Annotated in this window: 28 protein-coding genes and 1 pseudogene; 17 read left to right on the plus strand and 12 right to left on the minus strand. The window is 60.4% G+C overall.

Going from position 1 to position 23,723, the window contains the following annotated elements:
- Positions 1-202 precede the first annotated feature (202 nt).
- From OKW35_RS00755 to OKW35_RS00775, 5 genes are all read left to right on the plus strand, one after another.
- On the plus strand, positions 203-514 hold the full coding sequence (locus OKW35_RS00755) for a hypothetical protein (RefSeq protein ID WP_165190411.1): 312 nt from the start codon (positions 203-205) through the stop codon (positions 512-514).
- Positions 515-622: 108 nt separating this feature from the next.
- Positions 623-1,057: a hypothetical protein gene (locus OKW35_RS00760; protein ID WP_165190409.1), complete on the plus strand. Its 435-nt coding sequence runs from the start codon at positions 623-625 to the stop codon at positions 1,055-1,057.
- 10 nt (positions 1,058-1,067) lie between these two features.
- Positions 1,068-1,844, plus strand: a complete 777-nt coding sequence (locus tag OKW35_RS00765; protein WP_429550945.1) for a hypothetical protein — start codon at positions 1,068-1,070, stop codon at positions 1,842-1,844.
- 272 nt (positions 1,845-2,116) lie between these two features.
- Complete coding sequence (locus OKW35_RS00770; RefSeq protein ID WP_429550946.1) at positions 2,117-3,202, plus strand: DUF7146 domain-containing protein; 1,086 nt, start codon at positions 2,117-2,119, stop codon at positions 3,200-3,202.
- Positions 3,203-3,305: 103 nt separating this feature from the next.
- Complete coding sequence (locus OKW35_RS00775) at positions 3,306-3,527, plus strand: hypothetical protein (protein WP_090812946.1); 222 nt, start codon at positions 3,306-3,308, stop codon at positions 3,525-3,527.
- Positions 3,528-4,287: 760 nt separating this feature from the next.
- Here the strand turns inward: OKW35_RS00775 and OKW35_RS00780 are convergent.
- The 3 genes from OKW35_RS00780 to OKW35_RS00790 all read right to left on the minus strand — a co-directional run bounded on the left by OKW35_RS00780 (position 4,288) and on the right by OKW35_RS00790 (position 6,165).
- The gene (locus OKW35_RS00780) at positions 4,288-4,521 is read right to left on the minus strand and encodes a hypothetical protein (protein ID WP_429550947.1); all 234 of its coding nucleotides are present in this window, start codon (positions 4,519-4,521) and stop codon (positions 4,288-4,290) included.
- Between the two features lie 238 nt (positions 4,522-4,759).
- Complete coding sequence (locus tag OKW35_RS00785; protein WP_090812802.1) at positions 4,760-5,149, minus strand: hypothetical protein; 390 nt, start codon at positions 5,147-5,149, stop codon at positions 4,760-4,762.
- Complete coding sequence (locus OKW35_RS00790) at positions 5,146-6,165, minus strand: PRTRC system protein D (protein ID WP_429550948.1); 1,020 nt, start codon at positions 6,163-6,165, stop codon at positions 5,146-5,148. The genes OKW35_RS00785 and OKW35_RS00790 overlap by 4 nt, the downstream gene beginning before the upstream one ends.
- A 1,173-nt stretch (positions 6,166-7,338) precedes the next feature.
- Here OKW35_RS00790 and OKW35_RS00795 point away from each other — a divergent pair.
- Entirely contained in the window at positions 7,339-8,466 is a 1,128-nt protein-coding gene (locus OKW35_RS00795; RefSeq protein WP_090812804.1) for an integrase domain-containing protein, read from the plus strand.
- 173 nt (positions 8,467-8,639) lie between these two features.
- Here the strand turns inward: OKW35_RS00795 and OKW35_RS00800 are convergent, their stop codons facing one another.
- The 9 genes from OKW35_RS00800 to OKW35_RS00840 form a co-directional block, all read right to left on the minus strand.
- Complete coding sequence (locus OKW35_RS00800) at positions 8,640-8,780, minus strand: hypothetical protein (RefSeq protein ID WP_167368890.1); 141 nt, start codon at positions 8,778-8,780, stop codon at positions 8,640-8,642.
- A gap of 74 nt (positions 8,781-8,854) precedes the next feature.
- Positions 8,855-9,523: a Lar family restriction alleviation protein gene (locus OKW35_RS00805; RefSeq protein ID WP_090812805.1), complete on the minus strand. Its 669-nt coding sequence runs from the start codon at positions 9,521-9,523 to the stop codon at positions 8,855-8,857.
- 98 nt (positions 9,524-9,621) lie between these two features.
- Entirely contained in the window at positions 9,622-10,014 is a 393-nt protein-coding gene (locus OKW35_RS00810; RefSeq protein ID WP_429550949.1) for a DUF7682 family zinc-binding protein, read from the minus strand.
- Positions 10,015-10,073: 59 nt separating this feature from the next.
- Positions 10,074-10,385 (minus strand): hypothetical protein, encoded by a 312-nt coding sequence (locus OKW35_RS00815; RefSeq protein WP_429550950.1) that lies wholly within the window; start codon positions 10,383-10,385, stop codon positions 10,074-10,076.
- A 27-nt stretch (positions 10,386-10,412) separates the two neighbouring features.
- Complete coding sequence (locus OKW35_RS00820; RefSeq protein ID WP_232064492.1) at positions 10,413-10,907, minus strand: hypothetical protein; 495 nt, start codon at positions 10,905-10,907, stop codon at positions 10,413-10,415.
- Positions 10,908-10,963: 56 nt separating this feature from the next.
- Complete coding sequence (locus tag OKW35_RS00825; protein WP_429550951.1) at positions 10,964-12,178, minus strand: DUF1173 family protein; 1,215 nt, start codon at positions 12,176-12,178, stop codon at positions 10,964-10,966.
- 3 nt (positions 12,179-12,181) lie between these two features.
- The gene (locus tag OKW35_RS00830; protein WP_090812808.1) at positions 12,182-12,475 is read right to left on the minus strand and encodes a hypothetical protein; all 294 of its coding nucleotides are present in this window, start codon (positions 12,473-12,475) and stop codon (positions 12,182-12,184) included.
- Positions 12,472-12,750: a hypothetical protein gene (locus OKW35_RS00835; protein WP_429550952.1), complete on the minus strand. Its 279-nt coding sequence runs from the start codon at positions 12,748-12,750 to the stop codon at positions 12,472-12,474. Before OKW35_RS00835 ends, OKW35_RS00830 begins: the two co-directional genes overlap by 4 nt.
- Positions 12,747-13,349, minus strand: a complete 603-nt coding sequence (locus tag OKW35_RS00840) for a hypothetical protein (protein WP_429550953.1) — start codon at positions 13,347-13,349, stop codon at positions 12,747-12,749. Before OKW35_RS00840 ends, OKW35_RS00835 begins: the two co-directional genes overlap by 4 nt.
- A gap of 393 nt (positions 13,350-13,742) precedes the next feature.
- Between OKW35_RS00840 and OKW35_RS00845 the strand changes: the two genes are divergently transcribed.
- From OKW35_RS00845 to OKW35_RS00895, 11 genes and pseudogenes are all read left to right on the plus strand, one after another.
- Positions 13,743-14,537 carry a hypothetical protein gene (locus OKW35_RS00845; RefSeq protein ID WP_429550954.1) on the plus strand — a complete coding sequence of 265 codons (795 nt, stop codon included), beginning with the start codon at positions 13,743-13,745 and terminating at the stop codon, positions 14,535-14,537.
- A 13-nt stretch (positions 14,538-14,550) separates the two neighbouring features.
- Positions 14,551-14,772, plus strand: coding sequence for a hypothetical protein (locus OKW35_RS00850; RefSeq protein WP_429550955.1), 222 nt, complete (start codon positions 14,551-14,553; stop codon positions 14,770-14,772).
- Positions 14,773-14,853: 81 nt separating this feature from the next.
- Positions 14,854-16,698, plus strand: a complete 1,845-nt coding sequence (locus tag OKW35_RS00855; protein ID WP_429550956.1) for a methyltransferase domain-containing protein — start codon at positions 14,854-14,856, stop codon at positions 16,696-16,698.
- A pseudogene (locus OKW35_RS00860) lies at positions 16,665-16,820 on the plus strand (hypothetical protein); the annotation flags it as partial. The gene OKW35_RS00855 and the pseudogene OKW35_RS00860, both read left to right, overlap by 34 nt.
- Positions 16,821-17,972 (plus strand): helicase-related protein, encoded by a 1,152-nt coding sequence (locus OKW35_RS00865; RefSeq protein ID WP_429551221.1) that lies wholly within the window; start codon positions 16,821-16,823, stop codon positions 17,970-17,972.
- The gene (locus OKW35_RS00870; protein ID WP_429550957.1) at positions 17,969-18,226 is read left to right on the plus strand and encodes a hypothetical protein; all 258 of its coding nucleotides are present in this window, start codon (positions 17,969-17,971) and stop codon (positions 18,224-18,226) included. Before OKW35_RS00865 ends, OKW35_RS00870 begins: the two co-directional genes overlap by 4 nt.
- A gap of 95 nt (positions 18,227-18,321) precedes the next feature.
- Positions 18,322-19,632 (plus strand): IS256 family transposase, encoded by a 1,311-nt coding sequence (locus OKW35_RS00875; RefSeq protein ID WP_090812302.1) that lies wholly within the window; start codon positions 18,322-18,324, stop codon positions 19,630-19,632.
- 348 nt (positions 19,633-19,980) lie between these two features.
- Positions 19,981-21,651 (plus strand): PRTRC system ParB family protein, encoded by a 1,671-nt coding sequence (locus tag OKW35_RS00880; protein WP_429550958.1) that lies wholly within the window; start codon positions 19,981-19,983, stop codon positions 21,649-21,651.
- A 99-nt stretch (positions 21,652-21,750) separates the two neighbouring features.
- Complete coding sequence (locus tag OKW35_RS00885) at positions 21,751-22,227, plus strand: PRTRC system protein E (RefSeq protein WP_429550959.1); 477 nt, start codon at positions 21,751-21,753, stop codon at positions 22,225-22,227.
- 12 nt (positions 22,228-22,239) lie between these two features.
- Positions 22,240-22,458 (plus strand): PRTRC system protein C, encoded by a 219-nt coding sequence (locus OKW35_RS00890; protein ID WP_429550960.1) that lies wholly within the window; start codon positions 22,240-22,242, stop codon positions 22,456-22,458.
- 96 nt (positions 22,459-22,554) lie between these two features.
- Positions 22,555-23,700 (plus strand): PRTRC system protein F, encoded by a 1,146-nt coding sequence (locus OKW35_RS00895; RefSeq protein WP_429550961.1) that lies wholly within the window; start codon positions 22,555-22,557, stop codon positions 23,698-23,700.
- The last annotated feature ends 23 nt before the right edge of the window (positions 23,701-23,723 follow it).

The raw sequence follows: 23,723 nt of genomic DNA on the forward strand, positions 1-23,723 counted from the left end.
TGGCCTTGTTGGACACGCGGCCGGCCTCTATCCCATCTCCCATCTTTTTGCTTCCGCCGATAGCTGCTTTTGTCACGCCTTGCTGAGCCGTGAGAAAAGCGTCTCTCCGCGCGCCCGTTTTCCCTGCTCGTTTGAGCATCGAAACGGTCCAGTGCCTTCCAGCCTGGACATCCCCTAGTGCGTTATTTTTCTGGAGAGAAAAATGCCGAAGCAGTTTGTTATGAAGGCGACCCAATCGCCGTTGTCGTTCCTTGCTGTGTGTTTTGGCCTTTGGTTTGCGGCTCATTCATTTTTCGCTGCTCTTTTCGTCGGTTTCGTTGTCTACCGGTGGATCAAGGCATCGATTCGCAACGCAATGAAAGACGAAAAAGAAACAAGCGATGCAACAGCAGCAACCTCCGCGACTGCGCAGCCTCAGGCTGAAGCGGTTAAGGCGGCGGCTGTCACTCCTATCAAACGACAGTACGCCAAGTCACCTGTCGTTGTTCCGCTTAAGACAGGCACCGACGAATAGTCGGCCAGCCACTGACCGCAAAGATGCCCTTCCGGGCGTCTTTGCACCTTCACCCCAACGGGAACCAACCCGTTGCGGGCATGGGTTCCCGTTCACCGGAGACTACCCATGGAAACCGAAATCACGGCATGGCAACTCGATATGTTCGGCGGGGATCAGCCAATCCTTGCCAGTGCACCTCCCAAGCCTGACCCGCTACCTGATCCGCAGTTCTGGAGCGAAGCGGTGCGCGACAAGATGGTCGACGCACTGGTGGACCTTGCCACCGACAGTCGCCGTGGCGACAACATGCCCGAGTCGTTGATGGATTGCTGCACGCTACTGAGCGACCGACTTCGCAACCGGAAAAAGCTCGAACTTGACGACTACCGCGCAACGCTCGGTTGGGTGATGGAGTTCTGGGACGGCGCCTTGCCGTACCGGTACGTCTGCCTCATCAACGGTGTCGATCCTGAGATCCTGCAGGACGTCATCGTGAGCAACCCTCTCCTGAAGCGCGACATGGAAGACGTCCGTCGTAACTGCTTCGGCTCATTGCTGTAGGAGCCCGGAAATGACGACAGCGACATTTGCCAGAGTCCTCGGGGGCATCTTTGGCGTCGGCGGGAACGAACCGTCAACGCCGGCGGCGCCCGCACCCATAGTGGTGGGGCAAGGCGGGTGCAATGAACGACAGGTAGTGATAGCGGGCGAGGCACGGCTCTTTCGGGATGAGGGCGATGTTGTCGTCCAGTTTCGGCCGGCGTTCGACTACGAGCTACGCGACACGCCAGTCGGTATGAAACTCGTTCCGTCACTGGAGCCTCATTGGGCCGTAGTCAGCGAACATCAAGGCTCACTGAGGGACGCAATCGCGGCAGCAATCAGGAGTGCGGCTTCGCCGTTTCCTGTCGAAGCCGACGCCAGAGAGATCCAGCCACGCGCGCGATCGCCCGTCGCATCTGGCCCCGCGACAACTGTCATTGACAACGAAGCGCCTGCCTTGGCGTCGCTTGCAAAGGCACCGACCGCACGCCGGACGGAGCGTTCACACTACGGCGTGGTGAAAGAGTGGGGCGAACGTGAGTTCCCGGACGGCAAGCGCCCGGGCAAGACGTACGAGTCGTTCTGCCTAATGCTCGAACACCGCGGCGAGACCAGCGTGTTGCAGGGGGAGGGTCTGCGCGATGCGATAGCGGAAGCGCACTGCCGCATTGGCGATCGCGTCGAAGTCAGGCGTCTCGGCAAGACGAAGGTTCCCGCAGTCGACAAACGCGGGCAACCGAAGCTCGATGGCTCCGGCGCGCAAATCCTATGGGACAAATGGCTGTGGTCCATCACAAAGAAGTAGTGATCGTTCTGCATCACCGTTGATCCCGAAAATACTCACCGTCGATCCTGTATCAGCTCACCTTTCGTTGTTGTGCCCGTCCCCCTCGGATGGGCATGGCAACGGAGGTGAGTTTTCTCCTTCCCGGTCCCGGCCGGAACCCCAATAGGCAACGCCTTCCTTGCTGAAAAAAGCCGTATTCCTCCACCGCTGGGTGATGGACGGCTTTTTTGAGCACGGTTTCACCGCCTGTAAAGGCATCGACCTCAACCACACCACTACTGGAGTGACATATGAATGTTAAGGACCTCAAGCTGTCCCCGGAACAGTGGATTGCGTTGCTCCAGAAGTACGGAGTGCCCGCAACGTCATTGACCGGAAAGGGCGCGCCCTGTCCCATTTGCGGCGGTAACGACCGCTTTACCTATGACAACAAGCGCGAGCGCGGCGATTGGGTTTGCCGTAAGTGCAACGACGGAAGCATGAAAGCCGGTGACGGCTTCGAGCTCATCTGCAAGAGCGCGGGAATCACATTCCGTGAATTGATGCTGGAACTGGACGGTGGCATCCCTGCCGCTATGCCCAGCGGGCAGAGTCGATTGGGCAAAGCGCCAGCGGCCAGCCGCAAGGCCGACCCGGCGTGGGCGCGCAAAAGGCTCGAATCAATGTGGGACAGCGCTGTCGTCAACGGTCGCGATGATCTTATAAGCCGCTATCTGCGCGCGCGCGTTCCTGGTCTTGAAGTCTCGCCATCGTCGGCGCTACGCCTGGCGATGCTCGAGTACCGGCACGAGAAGAAGGTGATCGGCAAGTGGCCCGGCATTCTCGCGAAATTCACGCTGCCCGACGGCCGCCTCGGGACTCTTCACCGGACGTTTCTTGACCGGACGAAACCTGCAAAGGCCTCGATCATCACTAACGATGGCGAGGTTTTGCCTCCGAAGCTGAACGACGTGACTGTGAACAGGTTGAACGGCGGCGCAGTCCGGCTGATGGAGCCGGTCAATGGCGAGATCGGTGTAGGCGAGGGTCTGGAGACAGTGCTCGGCGCGCACATGCTGTTCGGGTTGCCTGTCTGGTATTGCCTGAACCGCATACTGCTTTCCGACTTCGTTGTCCCGGACGGGCTTGGAATCCGAGTCGTGCACATCTTCGCGGATTTTGATGCGGTCGATCCGAAGACGCGAAAGTCTCCGGGGATGGCTGACGCACTGGCGCTTGCCAGGCGTCTGCGCTCCGACGGCTACACAGCAATCGTCCATCGGCCGAGAATCCGGGGGACTGACTTTGCTGATGAGTGGCTGGCGTCGTGTAAAGAACCTCGCGGCCCTGCTGTCCAGGTTCGGGCCGGAAGGACGCCCGAGGCACTGCATTTCTGATTAACAGCGGGTTCGCTCGCTCGTAGTTTTTCTTAAACCGCCCGGTGGGGATTCGTCCCCGCCGGGGCCGCAATCCGTCTGGGCTCTCCTCGTGGAGAGAAGCATGTTCAAGATGATTGTTGGCCGGTTCGAGATTGTCGCTACGTCGGGAGTCAGGAATGGTTCTGTACGGGTCGGAAAGTCGGACGCACAGGCCTACGACGTGATTGATCGACGTCGGATTGGCATCGTGATCCCTGACAAGATCGGGGTGGAGCTTGACGACGCGTGGTCCTATTGCGTTCGTCATCAAGGTCGAGCTCAAGGCATCGCTCTATTGCATTAAACCAACCCCATGACGACAAAACCCGGCCACTGGCCGGGTTTTTTTTCGGTGCGCCAGGCATGGCGCGCAGCGCCGTGAAAGGCGCTATCTGGATCGCTGTGGTGGCGAACTGGATGACTTGGGGGTGAGAGTCCCCTACACACCCGGCAAGGGGAAGTGTTAGCGGACGGCAAGGGTGTCCATCGTGAGGTGGAATCTGAAGGAAGCCGAAGGCAAAGCGCTGGCCTGACGAACAGGAAGCGGATATCAGGCGGTATGGCGGGGTGAGCAGGCCGAAATCTGTAAAGCCCGATACTTGCACGGAACGCCATGACGTAGATCCGACAGGCATAAGCGTGAAGGTCGCGCGTATTACCCTGGGAGATCTGCCATCCTGCCTTGTGCTACTGGCATCGAGAGGTGTCGGAATGGGGTGGCAGAAGTCAGCAGAGGTCGTAGTAGCCGTTGAAACCGGAGCGGCGAAGGGCCAAACCTGTCACGAGTGGCAAGTCACGCGTGATCTCTGCGTATCTGGGCAGAAGCCTCGGCCACGCCGGGGGCCTGCAGCCATGCTGGAGGGGCCGGAAGCCCCGAGAGAGGCTGAGGTGTCCATCGGATGCCAGGCGACACGACGCACGAAACAAGCTCACGCCGACGACCGATCCGGTCCGAGGCCGACGGGAAACGCCGGATACGTGAACCGTACGTCCGGTGTTGTGGGAGGACGGCGGGGGCAACTCCGCCTCCTACCCGATTCCTGACATTGGGTGGATCAAGGGTGTCACCACGGGGACGTCTTGATCCGGAACACAATCTTCATGAGGAGCATCATCATTAAGAGGAAAGGACGCAGTATGCCAATCGCCCAAAGGAATCCGATGCCGCACACTAGAAAGACGGCAACGGTGAAATCGCATTTGGGCAACTGGACATCGATGCCGATCAACCCGAAAAGTGCTGCGGCGATGACTGCGCGGCGTGCGAGCGGATCCAGATTCCGGAATTTCTCAAGCATGATCGCGGTCCTTGCGAAGCCATGACAGCGCCGCACGGCGCAGATGATATGCCGACTCCCACGCAGCAACGGCCGCTGCCACAAGAAGCCAGAAGCGCGTAGCGCGAGTCCAGTCCGCATTAGCGAGAACGTGTAAAAGGTCCATTGCTTTACTCCTGCTGTTGGGGGCCTGCTATTGCAGACCGATGACCTATCTTCGCAGATGCGGCGCGAAGTCAAGGCCATCGGCCGCAACTAGCTAGAAACCAGCGAACTGGTCGGCAATTGCGTCCGTGTCGAAACGCTTGGCGCCGGTGACCGTCGGATCGACGGCAAACGGTTCTATCGGTTGCACTGCGGCTAACGAGGCGGCACCAGTTGAGAAGGTAGGTGCTGGACCGCTTTCTACTGTAGCTGTTACCTCCGTGACGCGCCGGGGCGTTGGCGCGTCAGTCATGCGCATGAACGGCGCGTCGAACGGGGCGGCGGATGTGCCTCGTCTCGCTTCTCCTCCATTGAGCGCCGCTCGCGCAAGTGCACGGAGGGCGCCGGCGCGCATGCGCTCGTTGTCGAACTGTTTGACGTAGGCGAAGAGATCAGGGTCCGTCGCTTCGTTGAGCGTGACTTTGACCACGGCCTTTCCAATCATGCAGCGACTCCGAGTGCCTTACGTTCGCGGGCAAGGGTTGCTTCGCCGACGATCAGGAACCCTTTGGCGTTGGCATAGCAGGGGGCGTCAAGCACGTCGAGTTGTACGCGTGGGAATGCTGCCCGTATCGCCGGCTCGTACAGAGCTGCGCCGCCTCCGGTGAGAACGATAGAGCGCAAATCCGCGGTGCGGCCGACACGATTCTGCATTTCTTTGACCGTTGAATTGATGATGGCCTGGGATTGGTCCAGATAAGAGATGAGGTCGATGTCCTTGCCGTAGAACAGGAGCGGCTTTTTCTCGCGCAGGCACTTGTCGATGCGCTCGATATCGTCGACCGGCTCTTTTTCGTTCTTTGCGATCAACGACGCAATGCTCTTGTAGACCTGAGACGCCCCGCCCGGAGCGCCGCCGCTGCGGCGGTCATTCATCGTGAAGCCGTGAGCGACCACCCAGTCCGTCGTGAAATATCCCACGTCGATAACCATATGGGCGTTCTCGCGATCAAAGCGGCTGCCACCATATTCCGAGAAGGAGACCAGTGATCCGAGCGGTTGCGGCACAACCTTGACTGAGTGAATCCTGATATCGCCATGGCCGAAGTTGAGCGTACCGGTGAAAGCATCGCGCAGATGCGCCGAGAACTTGTTAATGGTGTGAACAGGGAGCCCTAGCACCATGCGCTCCACCTCAGTCACGCCAGCAAACTGGAGCGAGCCGCCGAGTAGCGCTGCATAGTTCGCCGTGAGGCAGAAGTCCTCCGATAGCGTGCGGCCTGCGTTGCCATAGGCCGACGACAGTTCTACGCCAGGACCGATTTCATAGGTCGCGCCGTCCACTTCAATTGGCAACACCTTGCGAGAGTGCAGCACGCCTTGTCCGTAGCTCGATACTGCGTCGCTCACCGCGATCGGCGCCACCGACGGAAACATCTGTGTGGCGATGTCTGAACCCATACGGAACGCGGTTTTGGTGTTGCCGTAGCCGACGTCGACTGCGAATACTGATACTTTCATTGACTCTCTCCAGAGTTGTTGGACGTTGTCACTTCCGCTGGGGCCAAACAGGGACCAAGTTCGGGCCAATGTCGTTGTCCTTATGACATGCTCTTTCTCTTGGCCCGAGCTTGGGCCAACGTTGGCCCCAAGGCCGGGTGTGACGGTCCAACTCTATCGGCCCGGGAGCAAAGTCAAGGAAGGTAAAGCTCGCAACATTTAGGCAGCTTTAGGAATACCTAACAGCGACGCCGGCGTTTATTCTCTACGTTACCCACCGCGCAACACGCGCATCGACCTCTGAGTTTCACCATTGAAGGGATCGCTTTGCCTGGCGAAAACCCCTCCTGTCACAGGCCGCAAATTGACGCGGCCTTTTTCTGAAACAAATCAAGAGCAACCCGGGGCAATCTGAGGACCCCGGACACGCGATATCCATTGGGTTAGCGGGCGGTTTTGCCCGAATCTGCGATATGAGACGAGTTGCCACCGGACAGTCGGACACTTCCGGCACCAACGGCAATGACTCAAGATCGCATGGACACACCCTTTCAGCACACGGAGCTGGGACCGTTACATGAAGCCCGACACACTGCGGCCGATTGAGCGGACTTGGGGGTGGGGGTATGTGCTCGCTGAGGTGCGAGCACATCCCTGTACGGAAGACGAACGGCGGGCGCAGCCGGAGAAAGAAGGGCGCAAAAGGTATTGCCGGGCAGTTGGCCGTAGTCGTGCGAGTCGAAAGACAGGCGCACACCGCCACGCGAGAGCGTGTCGAGGCCGGCACGGTAGCCGGAGCAGTCGGCACAGCCGGGTTCGCGAAGCGATAAAACGCTCGGGCCCGACCAGCGAAAAGCGGCAAATGCGGTCAACGACGATGGATCCTGCAAAGGCAGGTCCGGTTCGGGGTGCGCGACAGCAGCAGGTTTCGCAGGCAGCGAGTCGCGCGTAAGCGTGGCGGCTGGCAGCAGACAGCAGATGGACGGTCGATGCACGTTTCTTCCACGTGCGGGGCTGATCGAATGGAATCGCTAAAGGACAGGAAGGCAGGGCCCGGCGGGGTACGCAGAGCGCGGCGACAGGAAGTTCAGGGGATAGGCTCCCGGGGCACTGTAAGCGGCGAGGGATTGAAGGCTAAGAGTGCGGCGTGCGGCTCTCGGACGTCGGGCTACATAACGAGCGTGAGGAAAGAGGATGTCTGCGATATTGAACGTGCGCGCGGTGTTACGAGATTACTGGCTACCTGCGGATTTCAAGGGGGCGCTCGAGCAACTATTGCTTGATAACGTGAACCGTGTCCACAGTCGAACGCGCGTTAGCGCTAAGTCGCTGTCAATCAAGACACAGACGGTTAGGACACAGCAGATCTGTCGTTCGTTCGAGGAACTGCGGCAGAACGGCTACGCGTTGCAGTCCCCTTACTCGCTTAAGCCAAAGCATGTGAAATTTCTGGTTGAACTGTGGATCAGGGAGAAGCTGAGCGGCGGCTCCATCGAGAACAAGCTGACCTATCTGCGCGCACTGGCCAGCTGGATAAAAAAGCCGCATCTGGTAGGTACGCTCGCCGATTACGCCGACCGTGAAGCTTGCAACCTGGTTCGCTCCTACGTGGCGCTGAAAGACAAGTCGTGGGAAGGCAACGGGATCGATGCCGTTGCGAAGATTGCGGAGATAGGACTGACGGAGCCGTGCGTCGCGGTGCAACTCAAGCTGCAAGCGGCATTTGGGCTGCGTGTTGAGGAAAGCTTTCTTCTGCGGCCCGGTGAGGCAGTGCGCGATCACGCCCTACTGAGCGTCACGCGAGGCACGAAGGGTGGCCGCGATCGCGTTGTGCCAATCGAGCTCAAGTACGAGGTCTTGGAGGAAGCGGCGAAATTGGCCAATCCGGTGACCGGTTCAACGATCCCCCTTGGAATGACCAAGCAGCAGTGGAAGTGGCGCTACTACAAGGTTCTTGCGAAGCATGGCGTGAAGCAGTCGGGGCTCGGTGTGACAAGCCACGGCCTGCGCCACCAGTTTTTGCAGCAGATGTACGAGCGAATGACCGGAGTACAGGCGCCGATCAAGCAGCCGGTCGAGCGGGTCGACCGATGTACTCATAAGGAAGCGATGCAACGCATTGTCGAAGCTGCAGGACACAGCCGTGCAACGAAGGCGAACGCCTATCTGTCAACGCATAACGCACTGGCTGCGCGCAAGAACCGCTCGTTGACACGCGAAATGGCGCTGGAGGCCGTCGCGAAGGCTGGCGGGATAAAGTCCCACGCGGCCACTGCAATGGGAATTTCCCGTCAGGCGCTTTATAGGCTCTTGGAGGAGTGAACCCGGGCGATAAGATTCTGTACCCGTCTTACCGCACCTGTACACGTGAATCACCAATTATTGCCTTGGTCGATAATTGGTGATTCGGAAAAAACATAAGAATCAAAGGCTTGTATGGCGCGCTCTTTTAACGCGTTATACGTGTACATGGCTGCGGTGCCCTGACAGGCCGCTCACTGAAAAAGCCAATTGAGCGCCGGGCTCGTCAGTGCGTGGTAGGTGACGATGATGCCGAGGGCTAGAAGCGTCATCAATTGCGGCATCAGTTTTTCGCGGTGGCGGTACGCGGCGCGAATGTATTCGACAGGGGACATGTTTTCTCCGGTAGTTTCGCTCACCGATCTGGCGAGAGTTGAGCCCAGTATGGCGCGGCTCCCAGGAAGTCAAGTCACCAGCGGCTGCGATCCGGCAAGTCGTCTACGGCAGCAGAGACGCGAGTCTCAAAAGCGCATTCCTCGTCACCTCCCGTCGCCGGGATCCGCGGGAACTGGACGGACGCTACGCCATCGATATAGACGAAGCGGGCCATTTGCTGGAGCGTGCGATAGCGCGCGGCGTCCTCGAGCACGGGATCTATAGGCCAGAAATCGCGGGTCGTGATCTTTCCGTCGACAACCTTCTGGGCGAGCATTGCAAAGACGGGACCTCGCTTCTCCCACTCTTCGGTGGTGCGCGCCATCAGATCGAGAATGTACGGAGCGTCGATCGGCGAAACCTCTTTGCGCACGAGATCGAGTAGTTCACCCTCCGTCGCCGCCGGCCGGTTCAATCTTTGATTCCAGATCTTCCCCGCTTCGTCGAGCGCGGCGTTCTTGTCCTGGTCAATCACAATCCATGGCGTTTGCATCCCGCAGTCCTCGCAGACGATGCAGCAAAGGCGCTCCGTCGGCGGTTCGGAGAGCGAGCGTGCTTCCATGTCGTTCATGATCGGCGCACGGCTTGAGCCGATCTGCAGAAATTCGGTAGAAGGCCTCGACCGGCTTCCTGTTACCCGTTGGGACCAGCCGAAAGCCCAGTTGCCGCCGCAGTGTGCGCAAGGGAAGAGTTCATCAGTCATGGCGGCTTTTGTCGGGTCGGTTTGGCTTGACCAATTGTAATGTTGACCGACCGGCGATACGACACATAACGACAGAAAAAAACACTAATTGGGACAAGTCAGACCCTGAAAGTGTCGACGGCGCGGTTATACACCTCGTGGGATAGCAGCCGCAGAGGGCGCAATGAGACGGCGTCAAACATCAGACGATATGTGTGTCCGACCGGTACAGAGAAAAGCTGCCCGTTGGAAGACCGGATCGGCTTACCCTTCAGCGCGCACGGATGGGTTCCGTCGCGGACCTTGGTCAATACGAGTCGGGCCTCTCTCTGAACAGAGGCAAGATGATCGACGCAGGACAGGTCGATGAGGTCTGAGGCGGCGGCTTCGGCCTTTGACAGCCGTTTTTCTTGCCGCGCGAGACGTTCCTCTTCTTTGGCTTTTGCGGTTGCGTCGCAGGCGTGGCAGTACTTGCCTTTGCCCGAATGACCGCAGGCGAACGTGCGCTTCATGGTGATCCTTCTCGGCTAGATGGTTCACCATTCGACCACGAAGGCACGGCCTGTCAAGTTCAGGTTGACGCGGGTTTTAAGCGCCCTTTTGTCCGTGTCTGGCCGTCAAGTTCGGCTGACAGTTCGAGAATGCGGGAATCCGCGCAGGCAAGCCTGTCCTCAAGCCGCCTTGCATGATTCAGCGCGAGTTCGTACTGTTCAGCGAGCATGGTCAGCGCCCAGAAGGGAGAAAGAGACGCGCCGCAATCGCGACAGGTGACAATGCCGCCTCGCGAGTCGAGCTTGATGTTGTGATGCGCGCATTCACCGGGGCGGTGGGTGTGATTGTCGGTGGTGACGCGCAGGCGCGCGAACGGGATAACACTGCTCATGGCCTGTCGCTCAGCAAGGGGAGTGGTCTATGGGGTGAGGCAACCAGAGTGCAACGCGAACGGGGCCTCAGCCGGGAAAAGGGCGCGCGAGATTGCCTCGTCGCGCCTGTAATGCTGCTCAACCGTGTCGAGGTAACGACGAAACGCTTCGGTGTCGTGCGGCGCAACGCTCGCGCTGCCGCCGGCGAGGCGCACGTCGGTCGGCGCATGCGCATAGCGTTCGATGCTGGCGAGCGCGGCGACGTCTGGCAGCCACCAACGGTTCCAGCGGGTTGTGAAAGCAAGCCAGCCGCGCGTAGCCGCATCCATCTCCGTCCATGCCGCACGGAAATCGAGGATGGCACCCAACGAACTGAAAAAGGCCATTCGGATTGTCGCGTCATCCGCGGCCGCGACGACAATCTGCTTTCGGCGTTCGTCGACCGGATCGGTCGAGCTCGCCATACAGAGGGCCGGATAACTGACGTGCCAGTCGGCGCCGCGTGCTACGGCGCGCCGCAGAAAAAACGAATTCGATTCCATCTTTGCGATCCTGTTATGAGCTATGCCTGCCCCAACCTATCGGCTCGGGCGGCAAGTCAAGTCGCCGGTGGGAGCATGACAGAGCCGAGCGGGGAAGGCGGCACCCATTCGACGCACGGCTCGCTACCCCGCGCATACAGAGCCTGCTTCTCCGTCTTGCGGGCGCGGTAGGCATCGTTCGACTCCATGCCATACACCTCGATAGCGGTGGGTGGCGTCGTATCCATCAGCCGGAAGTCAGGCAGCATTTTATCTGCGTCGTCGCGACGGATCGGTTTCAGGAAGCGTCGGCGCTCTTCCACCAGCCGGTTCGCCATGTCCACCTCGTAGCTCGAGTCACACGGAATGAACGAACGGTTGCACAGTTGCAATGCGAGGTCGATCGCGCGCAGGTTGTCGTCCTTGGTACGCTCAATGATGAGCACGGCGACGATACGTGCCTCGGCTTTGCCAATCATCGGCCACGCATGCCGGAAGGATCTGGCTGCACTTTCGACAAGCTGCTTCGACGCGTAGAACGTTTCGAAGGTCTGGCGCAGCCGAAGGATGAAGCCGTACTTCGAGGGATCGATTGACTTGACCTCGGCGATGACCACGCCGCGATCTGATGCGGCAGGGGTTGTGCGAATCCGGTTGAGGAAGGAATCGAACTCGGCCTTGATGGTCGCCTGTTCGCTTTCCTCATATCGGCGCATCACATGCACGACATCCTGAATTGGCTTTCCGTTGATCTTCCCCTCGCCAAGAACGGCAAGAATCTGTGAACTGCAGGTGCCCCAATTACGCTGGAGCCCGCCGGACCACTGGTTGAGGCCCGCGTCCTGCCATACACGTTGCAGGAAACCGAGCAGGGGCGCCGTGCGGCGAGACGTTGACCGACTGGTGGTTTTCGCCGTGCCGTCTGCCTTAACCGTGCCGACAGTCCGGACGGTCAATGAAACGTCGAGTCTGGCATTCAGCCCAGCAGGCGTACTGCGGATCGCGTCCTGTTCATCGCCAGCGGAAGCGCTGGATTCGGTCGTTTCGGCGAAGAACGAGCAGGTTTTCGAGTTGTGATGGGTGCCTTCCTCCGGCCAGCGAGCGAGATGGAAGAGCGCGCCATACCGGCGAACGACGAGCCGAAGTGGCTTTCCCCCGCTCGCGCTCTGGCAGAGACACTCGGCAAAGCCTGGTGAGCGCTTTGCGCGTTCAAGTCGCGTAGCGAAGCGTGCGGGGTTCTCTTGCACCTCTTCGAGCGAGGTCACCAATCCGTCGAACGTGACGTCTGTCATCGTTTAATCCTTCTGAAACCTGCGATCGCCGACGCCGGCGGTGCCGCGGAACGCGTAAGTGCCGAGCAGCTTGCTTACCTGACGGACACTGCATGCGAACTGGTCGCGATGGTCCCGGGTTGGGAAGCGGGCAACGACGCGTCGGAGAATGCCCGGTGCAATGTAGTCCCGATGCTCGATATATCCGTCGCCAATCAGAGCGTCCATCCAGCAATCGGGCATGCCCAGCGCAGCGAGACCGAAAGGGCCCGACTGACCGCGGCTCGTGTCAAGGAATTCGAAGACGATGGTGATCATGGCTGAACCTCTGAGGTCCTGAGTGCGTCGCCACGCTGGGCCATGCGCCCGAGCGGAACGATGCGCTCGATCGTCGCGACGTCGATCACATGGCGGACGCCGGACGCGTTCTGGAATTCGAAGAAGGTGACGCCCTCGACCACGTGCCTCTGGATAAAGGTCCGTTCAAGCACCAGGCCGGGAAAGTAGCCATTTGACAGCGAGACGGCGCGCGTCTCAATGCAATAGCCCGTTGCGGGTTGCAGTTGTTCTTTGGTCTGCAGCATGCGTTTCAAGACGGTGGGTGTCCGCGCTTTGCGCGATACGCGTCGAAGAGCGAGATCGCGCCGAGTGCAGTGGCGAAAGCGTTGAACAGGGCGAGCGCGATAAGCGAGGCCGAACGCCTGTCGCTGGATGCGAGCTCATTGGCGCGCTGGCGCTCCGCTGTGGCGAGGTTCGCCCTCTGCGCGTTCAGCGACTCATTGAGTGCCTGTTCCGATTGCACCTCGTGCCGCGCAAGAACTCCGGCGCGTAGCGCTACCGGCATATCCCTGATCGCGTCAGAGACGCCGGTCAGTTCGGAGACAATTGCCGTGTCGATCACCACATCGGCTGCTGCGCGTTGATGTCGCAGTTGAAGTCCGGCGACGCCAATGGTCGCAACCGACGTAAGCACGGCGATGGCGAGGATGGAAAGCGTTGCGCGTTGACTGAGTTTCATGATGACCGATGTTGAGCGTGCCCGCGAGCGCGGCGCTGCGCCTATTTTCGGACGAGTCGTCAGGCATGGGCGGGCGCAAAGCTGCGAGAAAAACGGAGCATTAGGATCTTTGGAGAATGCTGGTTCGAAAGGGCGGAGTAATGATGTGCCCGGAAAGACATAGCAAAAGCGCAAGCATTCTCCGGGTGGACCTGTAACGCGTTAAACGCTGCCGGTCCGATCGGTCGAATTCAGGGACATCGGACCGGTGAATTCGCCGGGTCGTTCGCTGCGCTTGCAGCGCGCTGACGCGGACCCACGGCGACGGCTTATCCACAGCTTTGCGCACAGAAACTGTTGATAACTTGTGTCGAGCTTTCCGAAGAGACGGGCCCAAAACCCAGCCATTAACCTTGGCCGACACGTCTGCGCGCCGGTATGTTTACGCATCACCCGCGCATACGCGCATCGACTACCGCGCATCCGCGCAATCATCTGACGGCTGCTTCTCGCGGTCGCTCATTCAACCCAGACGGGATCCATCCCGCTCTGGCGTGGTGTCCCGTCAATTTCATCGAGGGATACACCATGTACACAGCACTTGTTCAGCAGTTCAAGGACGCACAGGCGAAGGCCGCAGCCGCCTATCTGGAAGTTTGCGCAGCAGAGACCGCGCTGTTTCCGGGCGATGGCCAGTATTGCTACCGCGCGACAGAGACGCGATCCGAGTACAAGACGGACCGCGAACTCAGCGACTTCTGCAATCGACTTTCTCACGTGCTTGTCAGCGAGGCGGTACGACGCTTTTCGCCGCCAGGCGGACGGCTGGAGATAGAAAGCAGCAAGGAACTGGCTAACGCGTCGATCGATATTCCCGGCGCGCTTAAGGCGGGGACGTGTCCTGACTTCGACGCGTTCTGGGCACATCTGGAACGCACCTACAGTGGCGATGCCGGCAAGCGCATTGGTCTGATGCAGGCCGCGAAGCTGATCATCAACGGCTTCAACATCCGCCCTAATTCCGAGATGAAGCGCACCTCCAGCGCGATCGTGCTGGAAGCGCGCATCTGGAGCGAGCCGGCTTATCGGTCCAGCGCGCGCAAGGCCACGTATCAGTCACAGGAGACTGCGGCGTGCATCACGCGAGGGCTCTCCACCTTTGCGGGGCATGCCGGGTTCGATGTGCTATCGGTCGAGCTCAGCCGGGGGCGACTTGTCGATTACCACTTCGAAACGCGGGAGAAGGTCTCGCTTCATGGACTCGACGTCGTGATGTTCAACGAAAAGTGGCAGTTCAAGTTCTCGCATCAGGTGGGCGACGCACTGTCGTTGTTCATCAGCGAGTTCGGAGCCGAGCACCTCGCGTCGCGTGACCGTTACTGATGCGGGAGCCTCCATGTTCCGTCAACGCATCATCCGCTTCTCGCGCCATGTCGCGCAGACGTACGCGCTCCCGCACGACGTTCTCACGTCGATTGTCCGGGAGCGTGATCGCTACTCGCCGACGTTCCGCGCCGCTGCGCTGCGCCATATCGTGATGCAGGCTCCGCTGCACGTGACGGGCGGCCAGCCGTTCGCCGCCCGTCGGCGAGCCGTGCGCAGGTTTTATCAACTGTAGTCATCTCCCCGCCGGGCAGTACGACCGGCGTTCTTCTTTGGCCCGCTTTCACGCGGGCCTTTTCTTTTTATGGATCCAATCATGCAGAGAGATCTGTTTTCATTCGCGCCGGACTGGTACGAGCCTTTGCGCTCGCTGCTAAGCCTCGGTTCACAGGCTTCGTCGGTCGCTCATCAGGGGGAACTGGCCGCAGCACGGCGTCAGCACCTTGGGCAGTTTTTCACGCCCGACGCGATCGCCGCCTTCATGTGGAGTTTCATCAGCGGCTGGCGGTTGGATCGGCGTATCCGACTGCTCGATAACTCGGTTGGGTCTGGCCGGCTGTTTCAGTATGCCGACCCCGAGCGCTACGCGGTCTATGGCGTCGACGTGCATGCGGACGTGATTACGCAGTGTCAGAAGGTGTTCGAAGAAGCGGGTTTCGACTGCGAATTCAGGCACGCCGGCATGGAGGACATCCAGCCGGCAAACTTCGACGTCGCCATCATCAACCCACCGTTTTCGGTCCATCTGGAGTCGCCGCACCTGAAGCCGTTTGAGTGCACCACATGGGGTAGATACGGTGCCAACACCAGCGCGCTAAGTCACGAGTACGCGGTGCATCAGGCGTTGGACGCGGCCAATATCGTCGTCGCCTTACTCCCGATCACTACGGCGGAAGCCGTGCTGACCGGGGGGCTCGGTGATTCGGCGCGACGTCGCGCTGCGGGCCTCTTCGAGCTGCCGCCCGACGCGTTCAGTTCGGAGGGCGCGAATGTACGCACTGCTGTCGTCGTATTCGACCGATACCGATCCAGGCCATCGGACTTCCTGAAAACGAAAGTCGAAAACCTCGCGTTGCCGGGCCCAGACCTCGGTTTGCACTACGAGGATAGAAGTTTTGGCGAACCGCGACTGCGCTTCCAGAAACTCGATGACAGCGTCCCGGCCATCACGCGGGCTGTGACGGGCAACAAGTCCGTCGTCATCTCGCATGACGGCCGGCGAATCCGCCTGGGCTTCGCCTGCGGCTTCAACGAGGCGATGGTGCTCAACAGTGTCTTTGTTGAGCGCATCTATTCGCGCGACGGCCACAGACTGCCACGCGGCTTCCGTTATGCCGGTCAGGGGCTGCTCGATCTCGAGACGTTCCTGATGCAGGACGATCCGCGCGCGGCGCTTGGCAAGCTGCTCGACCGCATCCGCAGCGTCGGTGGCGAGCCGCAGTTTGCGCCCGGCTTCCTTGAGCACCTGGAGCGTCGGGCGAGACGGAGCGTGCGTCAGGCGACACCGCTCAGGCATGTCGCGTGGACCACAGGCGCTGGATCTTCGGATGTCGTCACCGGCAAGGCGCGGGAGACCCACAAGGTCGATTTAACGCGCTGGGCCAGTCCCCTCGTGATGGCGGGAGAGTCTGTCAGCTTCGCACGCGAGGACGATGGCCGATACCGCTATGCCGTGAAGGGCGCTACCTATCACCTATCGGTCGATGAATTGAACGCGCGGTTTGCGGTCGATAACGTTGCCGAAGGCTGGGAGGTGGTGCACGAAGGGCTGACGGTGAGATTTCCACAGCAGGCCGCGGCGCTTCACGCCAGAGTCAAGGCGTTAGGCGTCGATCGCTGGCTGAACTGGGAGTTCCAGACGGAGGATCTTGTTGAGACCCTCATGAAGCCGTCCGGTTGCGTGATCGCGTGGGAGCAGGGATGCGGCAAATCGCGTCTCGCGCTCGCGCTCATTCTCGTGTCGGAGGTCAGGCATGGACTCATCGTCGTTGAGTCGCGTCTGATTGACGAGATGATGAAGGAGATCGCGATGCTGCCGATCAATGCGGATGACGTGAAGGTCATCGGTTGTGCGGCGGACCTGAATGATCTGCGCCGGTTCAACCTGATGTCCTACGAGCGGCGCGTATGCCGGTCGATAGGGAGGCGTCGAAGCGCGTGACCTATGCACACCGCTTGCGGCGGCGCATTGGTCTGCTGGTTGCCGACGAAGGCGAGCGGCTGGCCAATCCGACGAGCGACCAGAGCCGCGCGCTCTGGCAGCTTTCGGCGCGACGTCGTTATGTGCTCACCGGCTCGCCGATCCCGAATTATCCGCGTGATGCCTTCGGGCTGATCGCGTTTTCTGGTGGTGATGGCACCGCGGCACAGCCTTACGGTTACCGGCTCGGTTATCTGGAGGAAAACTGGATCAACACCGTCGAGTATGCAATGCGTGGTGTGGACCGCTTCCGGGATGACTTCGTAGTTCTGGAATGGGTCACATGGCAGTTCGCGGAGAGCCTGCAGGAAGGGGCGAAACGCGAGGTGCCAAAGATCGGGAACCTGCACGGCTACCGCGCGATGCTTGCGCCGCATATCAAGCGGCGGCTGGTGGCAGAGCCCGAAGTCGCGAAGTACATCAAGATCGAGCCGCCGGAGTTCGAGGTCGAAACCGTGGACTGGGACCGTGGGCATCTGGCCACGTACCTGAGAGCGGCTGATGAGTTTGCAGACTGGTATCGCTCATCACGCGATGACCGCAAGGCATGCAACCTCATCACGATCCTCGCGCGCATTCGTGCGGTGCATTTTGCCGCCAACTATCCGCAGTACGGGATGGAGGGCGTCGAAGTCGTCGGCGGGCTGACGAGTAAGCAACGCGCGGTGATCTCGCGTATGCGGGAAATCGCGGCCGAGGGCAAGCAGGCGATCGTGTTCGCAGAGAACCCGGGCGTGCTTGATCTTCTGGCGCGTGAGCTTGAGTCGCATGGTGTGCAGTCGGTGCCGTTTCATGGCGAGATACCGATCAAGCGCCGCGTGTCCGACAAGGACAAGCGGTTCCTGACGGGGCTGGCTACGGGGCTTCTCGCTACGAAGGCGTCGGGGCGTGCGGGCTACAACCTGCCGAATGCTGACTACATCCTTTTTTACGACCGGTCGTGGACGTGGCGCATCGAGTATCAGGCGATGCGGCGCGCGCTGCGCTGGAACCGGAAGGGAATCTTGAAGGTGTTGTATTTCCACTTGCCCGGCAGCATCGACGAGTACCAGGACCAGATGGTTGCGCACAAGCGTGATGCAACACAGGCAGGACTGGACTGGGCGACGCCCGAGCTTGAAGACGAAACATTCCTGCACATGGATTCGTTGCTGGACCGTTTTGTTCATGACCTCGCATTGAACGCCGATCGCGAGAGCGGCGACATGCGCAAACTGTTGAAGGAGGCTGCATGAAGGAATCCAAGGTGTCGGTGTTGGTGGGCGACGGTGTCGTGACGGTCAAGCGCAAGGGCTCGAACCGCGCGCTGCAGGCGAACATTCTTGGCACCGTCGAGGCCGACGGCGTCCAGGTGTTGTGTCTGGACCGCCTGGTGCATGCAAGCCATGAGCAGCAGTTCGGCGAATGGACGCTGGCCGGCGCGGTAACGACCCTGCTGTCGCGACCGCTGAAGCTGGAGGCGGTTGCGCTGGCAATGTCCCGGGCGTAGTTGAAGGTTGAAGGCGGCGGTTCCCCGTTGGAAATCCGAGAGAATCGGGTTTCGACGACCAACTTCCCGGACAGGGAACCAAGGAGAACCGCCAAATGAAGCGTACCAAGGAGATGCCCCAAAGCGCCAGCGCGCCGTTGCACGTGGTGCCTAAGCAGGACCCGGACGGGCTGCGCGCCTGTTTTGCCGAGAACAGTCAGCTTCTGTTGCCCATGCTCGATCTAATTCAGAACACCCGCACCAGCATCGACGAGTTGATGTACGAAGCCGGCCGTAGCCTGGTCGAGCAACTGCTGGTGATCTCGGCGACGGAAGTGGCCGGCGAGAAGCATCCGGGCCGCAAAGGCGGCGAGGTCCGCTGGCACGGCTCGCAGCCAGGCCAGATCGTGATGGACGAACGCAAATTGAAGGTGAAGCGGCCGCGCCTGCGGCGTCGTGGCGGCGGCGAAGTGCCGGTCCCCGCCTACGAGCAATTGAACGAGAATCCGCGGCTCGCCGAGCGGGTGCACGAGATCATGGTCACGGGCGTGTCGACGCGCAAATATGCCAAGGTCCTGCCCGAGATGGCCGGCACCGTCGGCATCTCCAAGAGCAGCGTTTCGCGCCAGTTCATCAAGGCCAGCCAGACGGCGCTCACCGAGCTGATGGAGCGGCGCTTCGATGACAAGGACTTCTTGGCGATCTACCTGGACGGCATCATCGTCGACTCGCGTCACATCATCGCCGCCATCGGCGTGGACAGTCCCGGCGAGAAACACCTCCTGGGCCTCGCGAGCGGTTCGAGTGAGAACGCCCAGGTCGTCAAGGATCTGTTGCGCGGACTGATCGAGCGCGGCCTGCCTGCGGATCGCGAATACCTGTTCGTGATCGATGGTTCCAAAGCGCTGCGCTCGGCCATCGAGGAGTTCTTCGGCGAACGCGCCCACGTGCAGCGCTGCCGTGTGCATAAGCAGCGCAACGTCCTTGAGCGCCTGCCGAAAGAGAGCGTTTCGCAAACCGCCGCGATCATGAAGGCGGCCTACAAGCTGCCGGCCGACGATGGCATCGCCAAGCTCAAGACGCACGCGGCGTGGCTCAAGGCCGACCATCCGGACGCCTCGGCCGCACTGCTCGAGGGGCTGGAGGAAACGTTCACGGTGAACAAGCTGGGCCTGACGCCGGCGCTCATGCGCGGCCTGTCGACGACCAACATCATCGAGAATCCGAACGGCGCGGTGCGCCGTGTCGCGGGGCGCGTGAAGCGCTATCGTGACGCCGACATGGCCTTGCGCTGGACGGCCGCGGGCTTCCTGGAAGCTGAGAAGCACTTCCGGAAAATCCTCGGCGTGAACGAGCTCTGGATTCTCGCTGCCGCCTTGAAACGATCGACCTCAAAATCGATTGACCAAGATCGGAAGGTTGCCTAACCTATGCCGCACCCGCCGTCCCAACCGTCAACTGTCTTCGGGACATCGCCGTTGCGCTGCAATGAGATGAGAGCGGCGCCGATAAGGCGTCGCGCTCGTACCCTGATCAAACCCGGCTTCGTGCCGGGTTTTTTTCGTCCGCGAAATGCGCTGGCCTGTTTCGTTTACCGGAAAGGCACTGCGTTTACGCGAGCTTTGCGCGTCGAATGGCAGTAGGCGCGGCGGTATCTTTGCGTTATCACCCGCGTCCCTGACGCATCGACTCGCCGGCTTTGACCGGTCTATTGTTGTTCAACCCTTCGGGAGCTCACTCCCGGCGGGGCTGGGTTCCCTCTCCGGAGACCCACAATGCAACAGCAACCTACTCTTGCCCTCAAACGGATCACCATCGCTGCCAATCCCCGCACGTACTTCGATGCGGCGGAAATGGAAGAGCTGACGGCTTCGGTCCGTGAGAAGGGCGTCATCCAGCCTGTCATCGTTCGCACGCTTGCTGATGGCGGATTCGCTCTCGTCGCCGGTGGCCGCAGATACAGAGCGGCCATGACGGCGCATGGCGAGGATTACGATATACCCGTCGTCGTGAAGGAGATCGATGAAGTCGAAGCGAAACAGCTTGCGATCATCGAAAACATTCAACGCGCGGATATGTCGCCTGCCGAGGAAGCCATTGCAGCAGCCGAGCAGGTCGGGCTGTGCAAGGGCGATCGCGACGAAGTCGCGCGCATCTTCGGATGGTCGCGTGCCACGCTCGATAAGCGCCTGGCGCTCATGAACTGCAGTGCTTCGGTTCTCGAGGCGCTCAACACCCGGCAAATCCTTCTGGGTCACGCAGAGCTCCTAGCCGCGCTTCCCAAAGAAACACAGGACAAGCTGCTTCCCGTCATCATCAAGGAAGGCAAGTCGGTCGCCGAAGTGAAGAAGACGATCGAACAGGTCGCCTGTTCGTTGTCTGCTGCAATCTTCGACAAAACCGACTGCGTCAGCTGCCCCCACAACTCGTCAACACAAGGCGAGATGTTCGGCGAGTCCATTGCCACAGGCAACTGTACGAACCGTACCTGTTTCAACGAGAAAACGGAGAAACAGCTTGAGGTGGTGGCCACCGGCCTTCGCGATGATTTCCCCGTCGTGCGCATCGTGCGCGCGGGCGACAACCACACCCGCATACAGCTTGCTGTGGAGGGTGCAAAGGGCGTCGGCGAGGAACAGGCGAAAGCCTGCCACGCGTGCCAGAACTACGGCGCGGCGGTGAGCGGCCTTCCGGACTCAGTCGGCAAGGTCTACAAGGGCCAGTGCTTCGACACCGTCTGTAACATGAAGATGGTGGCCAAGCGCCTGCAGGCTGAAAAAGCTGCTGTCGCGCCGAAGCCCGCAGCGAAGGCCGATGGCACTGGCACGGCGAAGGCTGCAGCCAAAGCCTCCGGCACCGCACCGTCGACGACGAGCAATCCGCCGGCGACGGTCGTTGCTGAATCGGATCGTATCAAGACGTATCGCGTGGCGTTGTGGCGCAAGGCTCTGCGTCGCGAGGTTGGCCAGAATGCCGCGCTAGCCCAGCGATACCTCGTCTCAATCGCTCTCGCCGGACAGGCCCGCTGTGTCGATGACTCGACCATGAAGGGCATCTGGGAGAAGCTGACCGGAGAAAAGATCGCGGTGTCGGATGTGGCCAAGGCCGCAACGTCCGTGGCCGCCGCTGACGACGACAAGTTCGCGCTTGCTCTCACTGGCGTCACGGTCGCTGCGATCCAGGGTCTGGACGTTCACCATCTGACGAGTCTGTGCCGTCATCATCGACTCGACCTCAACCAGCACTGGAAGCTCTGCAAGGAGTTTCTGGAGCTGATCACGAAGTCGGAAATGATGGTGGTGGCCGACGAGCTTGGCATCCGTGCCGCGCTCGGCGACGAGTTCAAGAAGGTATTCAGCAAATCGAAGGAGGAAGTCATCGATGCGCTGCTCAACGTCAAGGGCTTCGACTACACCGGGAAGATTCCGAAGGTTCTCAAGTATTAACGCGCCCTCTGGCGCATCGACCGAAGCGGACTTTTCCTGTCTGCTTCATTTCTCTTTTGGACTGCCCACAGGCGGTCCTTTTTTATTTGTGGAGTTTTTATGTTCGTTGAACTTGAAGCGCTGTTGAAGTCGTGCGGTGGGCTGAAGCTGGCCATGAAGATGAAGGGTGATGCGATGGTCGTGGTCGTCATGCCGGAAGGCGAGGCGAAAGACACGGCGTTGCGTCAGCCGCTCGTCATGACCGCGACGGCGGCGGAACTGGATGCGGGCTTTGCCGAGCATCTGGCGACGTACACCGGCGCTCATGCGTCGCTGGCCGAACAGGTGGCCGCAACGACGGCGATCCTCGGTGAAGCGCAGAAGGCCCAGGTCACGAAAGCGACCAAAGCTCTCTCGGGCAAGGCTGGCAGAAGTTCGCCAGCCGCGGCGAAATCGTCACCAGACGGGGACGCTGAGGATGACGACAGTGAATCGTCGGAGTCGGACGCACCGGTCGCCGCGAACGAAGGCAAAGCCGATGCTCCGGCGCCTGCGGAGCCTGCTTCGAGCGGCACCGACCTCGCTTCGCTCTTTTAAGGAGGCAGGGTCATGTCGATTTCGATCACCGCGCTCGTTCGCCAGTTCTCTTACAACGGCGTTGCATTTGCCGATCCCGGCCCGGCGTTCTCGCCAGAAGATGTTCGCGATCTCTACTCGGCGCAGTATCCCGAGCTGACGACCGCGTCCGTCGACGGCCCCGAATTCACGGGCGATGTCGCAACCTACAAGTTTGTCCGCGCGGCAGGCGCCAAGGGTTCGTATGCGTAAGCAGACGCTTCTCAAGGCTCTAGCCGACCCGGCCAACGGGTTCAACCAGGAACCGCCCGGAAGGGCGGTTTTTTTATATGACGACGAGGTTCGCCAATGCTGTTCGATCCTTCATTCACTGATAGACCGGTCGATGCGGGCGCCGGTGCGTCCTGGCAACCGCCAGTCGCTGCCGTTGCCCGACATCGATCTGCCGATTGTGTTCTGACACTGCCGGATGTTGCTGAAGACGTTCCTGTCCGCGCATCGCTGAAGTGGCGCGAGGACACGTCGGTTGATGCGGTCGTGCTTGAGCAGTTCAGGCACGGGCCGCTTCTCGCGGCTGATGTAGAGGCGCCTGTCAGTCCGGTGGACGCGTTCCAGCAGGCTTTCTTTGCGTGGGCGCGCCGGCAGTTGCCGGCGCCGCTTCGTTTCATGTCGTTCGGACTGGAGCTGTGCGACACCAACGCAGTCACCGATGCCATCCAGCACCAGTACGACCATGATGAGTTCAAGCCTCGCACGCCATTGCATCTCGGCGTGAAGTGCTCCGACGAATGGGTGCACCAGGTCGGCGCTCTTGCCGAACCGCTCCGACGCGCCCATCCACTGCTGCTGCACACGATCTTTGAAGCGGTAGATCGCGTGTCCGGCAAGACGGTTTTGATTCGTACGCCCGGCTGGTTCCTTTGCGAGGCCTCATGCATGCACTGGGAGGGCGACGAAAGCGCGACCGATGAGGACGTGCGGGAGTGGCTGCAGGAGATGAATGGCGACGACGCCGACGTTATTGATCGGTATCTCCCGTCCGTACTTCGGCCGCTGCTCTGTCCTGACGAAATCCGCGTTCCGGCAAAAGTCGAGGGACGCCGCTCACGGTCTTCAACGCTTTCGGATAACGAGTTGCGGGAGTTGCGCAAGGCGTCTCCCGCGATGGTGGCAAGGGTGTGCGTGGAACTGCTCGCCCTGAAGCACCTGTTACGCAAGGCGGGCAAGTCCGGGTGCCTTTCTGATGGCTATGACGCGCAACCGATCTATTCGGGCTGCACGCTGCTCCTCGCGCACAACGAGCGAACAGGCGAATTGCTTGACGACCACATGGAGAACGCATTCCAGGCGGGCGAAGCGACCGAGTACAGCCGCTTCATCACTTTTTCCAACACACGACAGGGCATCCGCGAGCAGTACACGCAATGGAGCCTTGGCTTGCGCATGCTTCATCACCTCGATCGCCTTCTGGCGCTGGTGGTGGATCCTAACTAGTGTAGTGCGTCGTAAATAATGCA

The sequence above is a fragment of the Paraburkholderia sp. MM5477-R1 genome (assembly GCF_050436385.1).
Lineage (GTDB): Bacteria > Pseudomonadota > Gammaproteobacteria > Burkholderiales > Burkholderiaceae > Paraburkholderia > Paraburkholderia tuberum.

Bases quoted from the DNA above. Each gene is read 5' to 3' on its own strand.
- OKW35_RS00880 (WP_429550958.1), top strand. From the start codon at position 19,981: ATGCAACAGCAACCTACTCTTGCCCTCAAACGGATCACCATCGCTGCC.
- OKW35_RS00790 (WP_429550948.1), bottom strand. From the start codon at position 6,165: ATGAAAGTATCAGTATTCGCAGTCGACGTCGGCTACGGCAACACCAAA.
- OKW35_RS00885 (WP_429550959.1), top strand. From the start codon at position 21,751: ATGTTCGTTGAACTTGAAGCGCTGTTGAAGTCGTGCGGTGGGCTGAAG.
- OKW35_RS00795 (WP_090812804.1), top strand. From the start codon at position 7,339: ATGTCTGCGATATTGAACGTGCGCGCGGTGTTACGAGATTACTGGCTA.
- OKW35_RS00775 (WP_090812946.1), top strand. From the start codon at position 3,306: ATGTTCAAGATGATTGTTGGCCGGTTCGAGATTGTCGCTACGTCGGGA.
- OKW35_RS00770 (WP_429550946.1), top strand. From the start codon at position 2,117: ATGAATGTTAAGGACCTCAAGCTGTCCCCGGAACAGTGGATTGCGTTG.
- OKW35_RS00755 (WP_165190411.1), top strand. From the start codon at position 203: ATGCCGAAGCAGTTTGTTATGAAGGCGACCCAATCGCCGTTGTCGTTC.
- OKW35_RS00845 (WP_429550954.1), top strand. From the start codon at position 13,743: ATGTACACAGCACTTGTTCAGCAGTTCAAGGACGCACAGGCGAAGGCC.
- OKW35_RS00805 (WP_090812805.1), bottom strand. From the start codon at position 9,523: ATGACTGATGAACTCTTCCCTTGCGCACACTGCGGCGGCAACTGGGCT.
- OKW35_RS00780 (WP_429550947.1), bottom strand. From the start codon at position 4,521: ATGCTTGAGAAATTCCGGAATCTGGATCCGCTCGCACGCCGCGCAGTC.
- OKW35_RS00895 (WP_429550961.1), top strand. From the start codon at position 22,555: ATGCTGTTCGATCCTTCATTCACTGATAGACCGGTCGATGCGGGCGCC.
- OKW35_RS00765 (WP_429550945.1), top strand. From the start codon at position 1,068: ATGACGACAGCGACATTTGCCAGAGTCCTCGGGGGCATCTTTGGCGTC.
- OKW35_RS00870 (WP_429550957.1), top strand. From the start codon at position 17,969: ATGAAGGAATCCAAGGTGTCGGTGTTGGTGGGCGACGGTGTCGTGACG.
- OKW35_RS00815 (WP_429550950.1), bottom strand. From the start codon at position 10,385: ATGAGCAGTGTTATCCCGTTCGCGCGCCTGCGCGTCACCACCGACAAT.
- OKW35_RS00785 (WP_090812802.1), bottom strand. From the start codon at position 5,149: ATGATTGGAAAGGCCGTGGTCAAAGTCACGCTCAACGAAGCGACGGAC.
- OKW35_RS00800 (WP_167368890.1), bottom strand. From the start codon at position 8,780: ATGTCCCCTGTCGAATACATTCGCGCCGCGTACCGCCACCGCGAAAAA.
- OKW35_RS00810 (WP_429550949.1), bottom strand. From the start codon at position 10,014: ATGAAGCGCACGTTCGCCTGCGGTCATTCGGGCAAAGGCAAGTACTGC.
- OKW35_RS00825 (WP_429550951.1), bottom strand. From the start codon at position 12,178: ATGACAGACGTCACGTTCGACGGATTGGTGACCTCGCTCGAAGAGGTG.
- OKW35_RS00890 (WP_429550960.1), top strand. From the start codon at position 22,240: ATGTCGATTTCGATCACCGCGCTCGTTCGCCAGTTCTCTTACAACGGC.
- OKW35_RS00850 (WP_429550955.1), top strand. From the start codon at position 14,551: ATGTTCCGTCAACGCATCATCCGCTTCTCGCGCCATGTCGCGCAGACG.
- OKW35_RS00760 (WP_165190409.1), top strand. From the start codon at position 623: ATGGAAACCGAAATCACGGCATGGCAACTCGATATGTTCGGCGGGGAT.
- OKW35_RS00875 (WP_090812302.1), top strand. From the start codon at position 18,322: ATGAAGCGTACCAAGGAGATGCCCCAAAGCGCCAGCGCGCCGTTGCAC.
- OKW35_RS00830 (WP_090812808.1), bottom strand. From the start codon at position 12,475: ATGATCACCATCGTCTTCGAATTCCTTGACACGAGCCGCGGTCAGTCG.
- OKW35_RS00855 (WP_429550956.1), top strand. From the start codon at position 14,854: ATGCAGAGAGATCTGTTTTCATTCGCGCCGGACTGGTACGAGCCTTTG.
- OKW35_RS00820 (WP_232064492.1), bottom strand. From the start codon at position 10,907: ATGGAATCGAATTCGTTTTTTCTGCGGCGCGCCGTAGCACGCGGCGCC.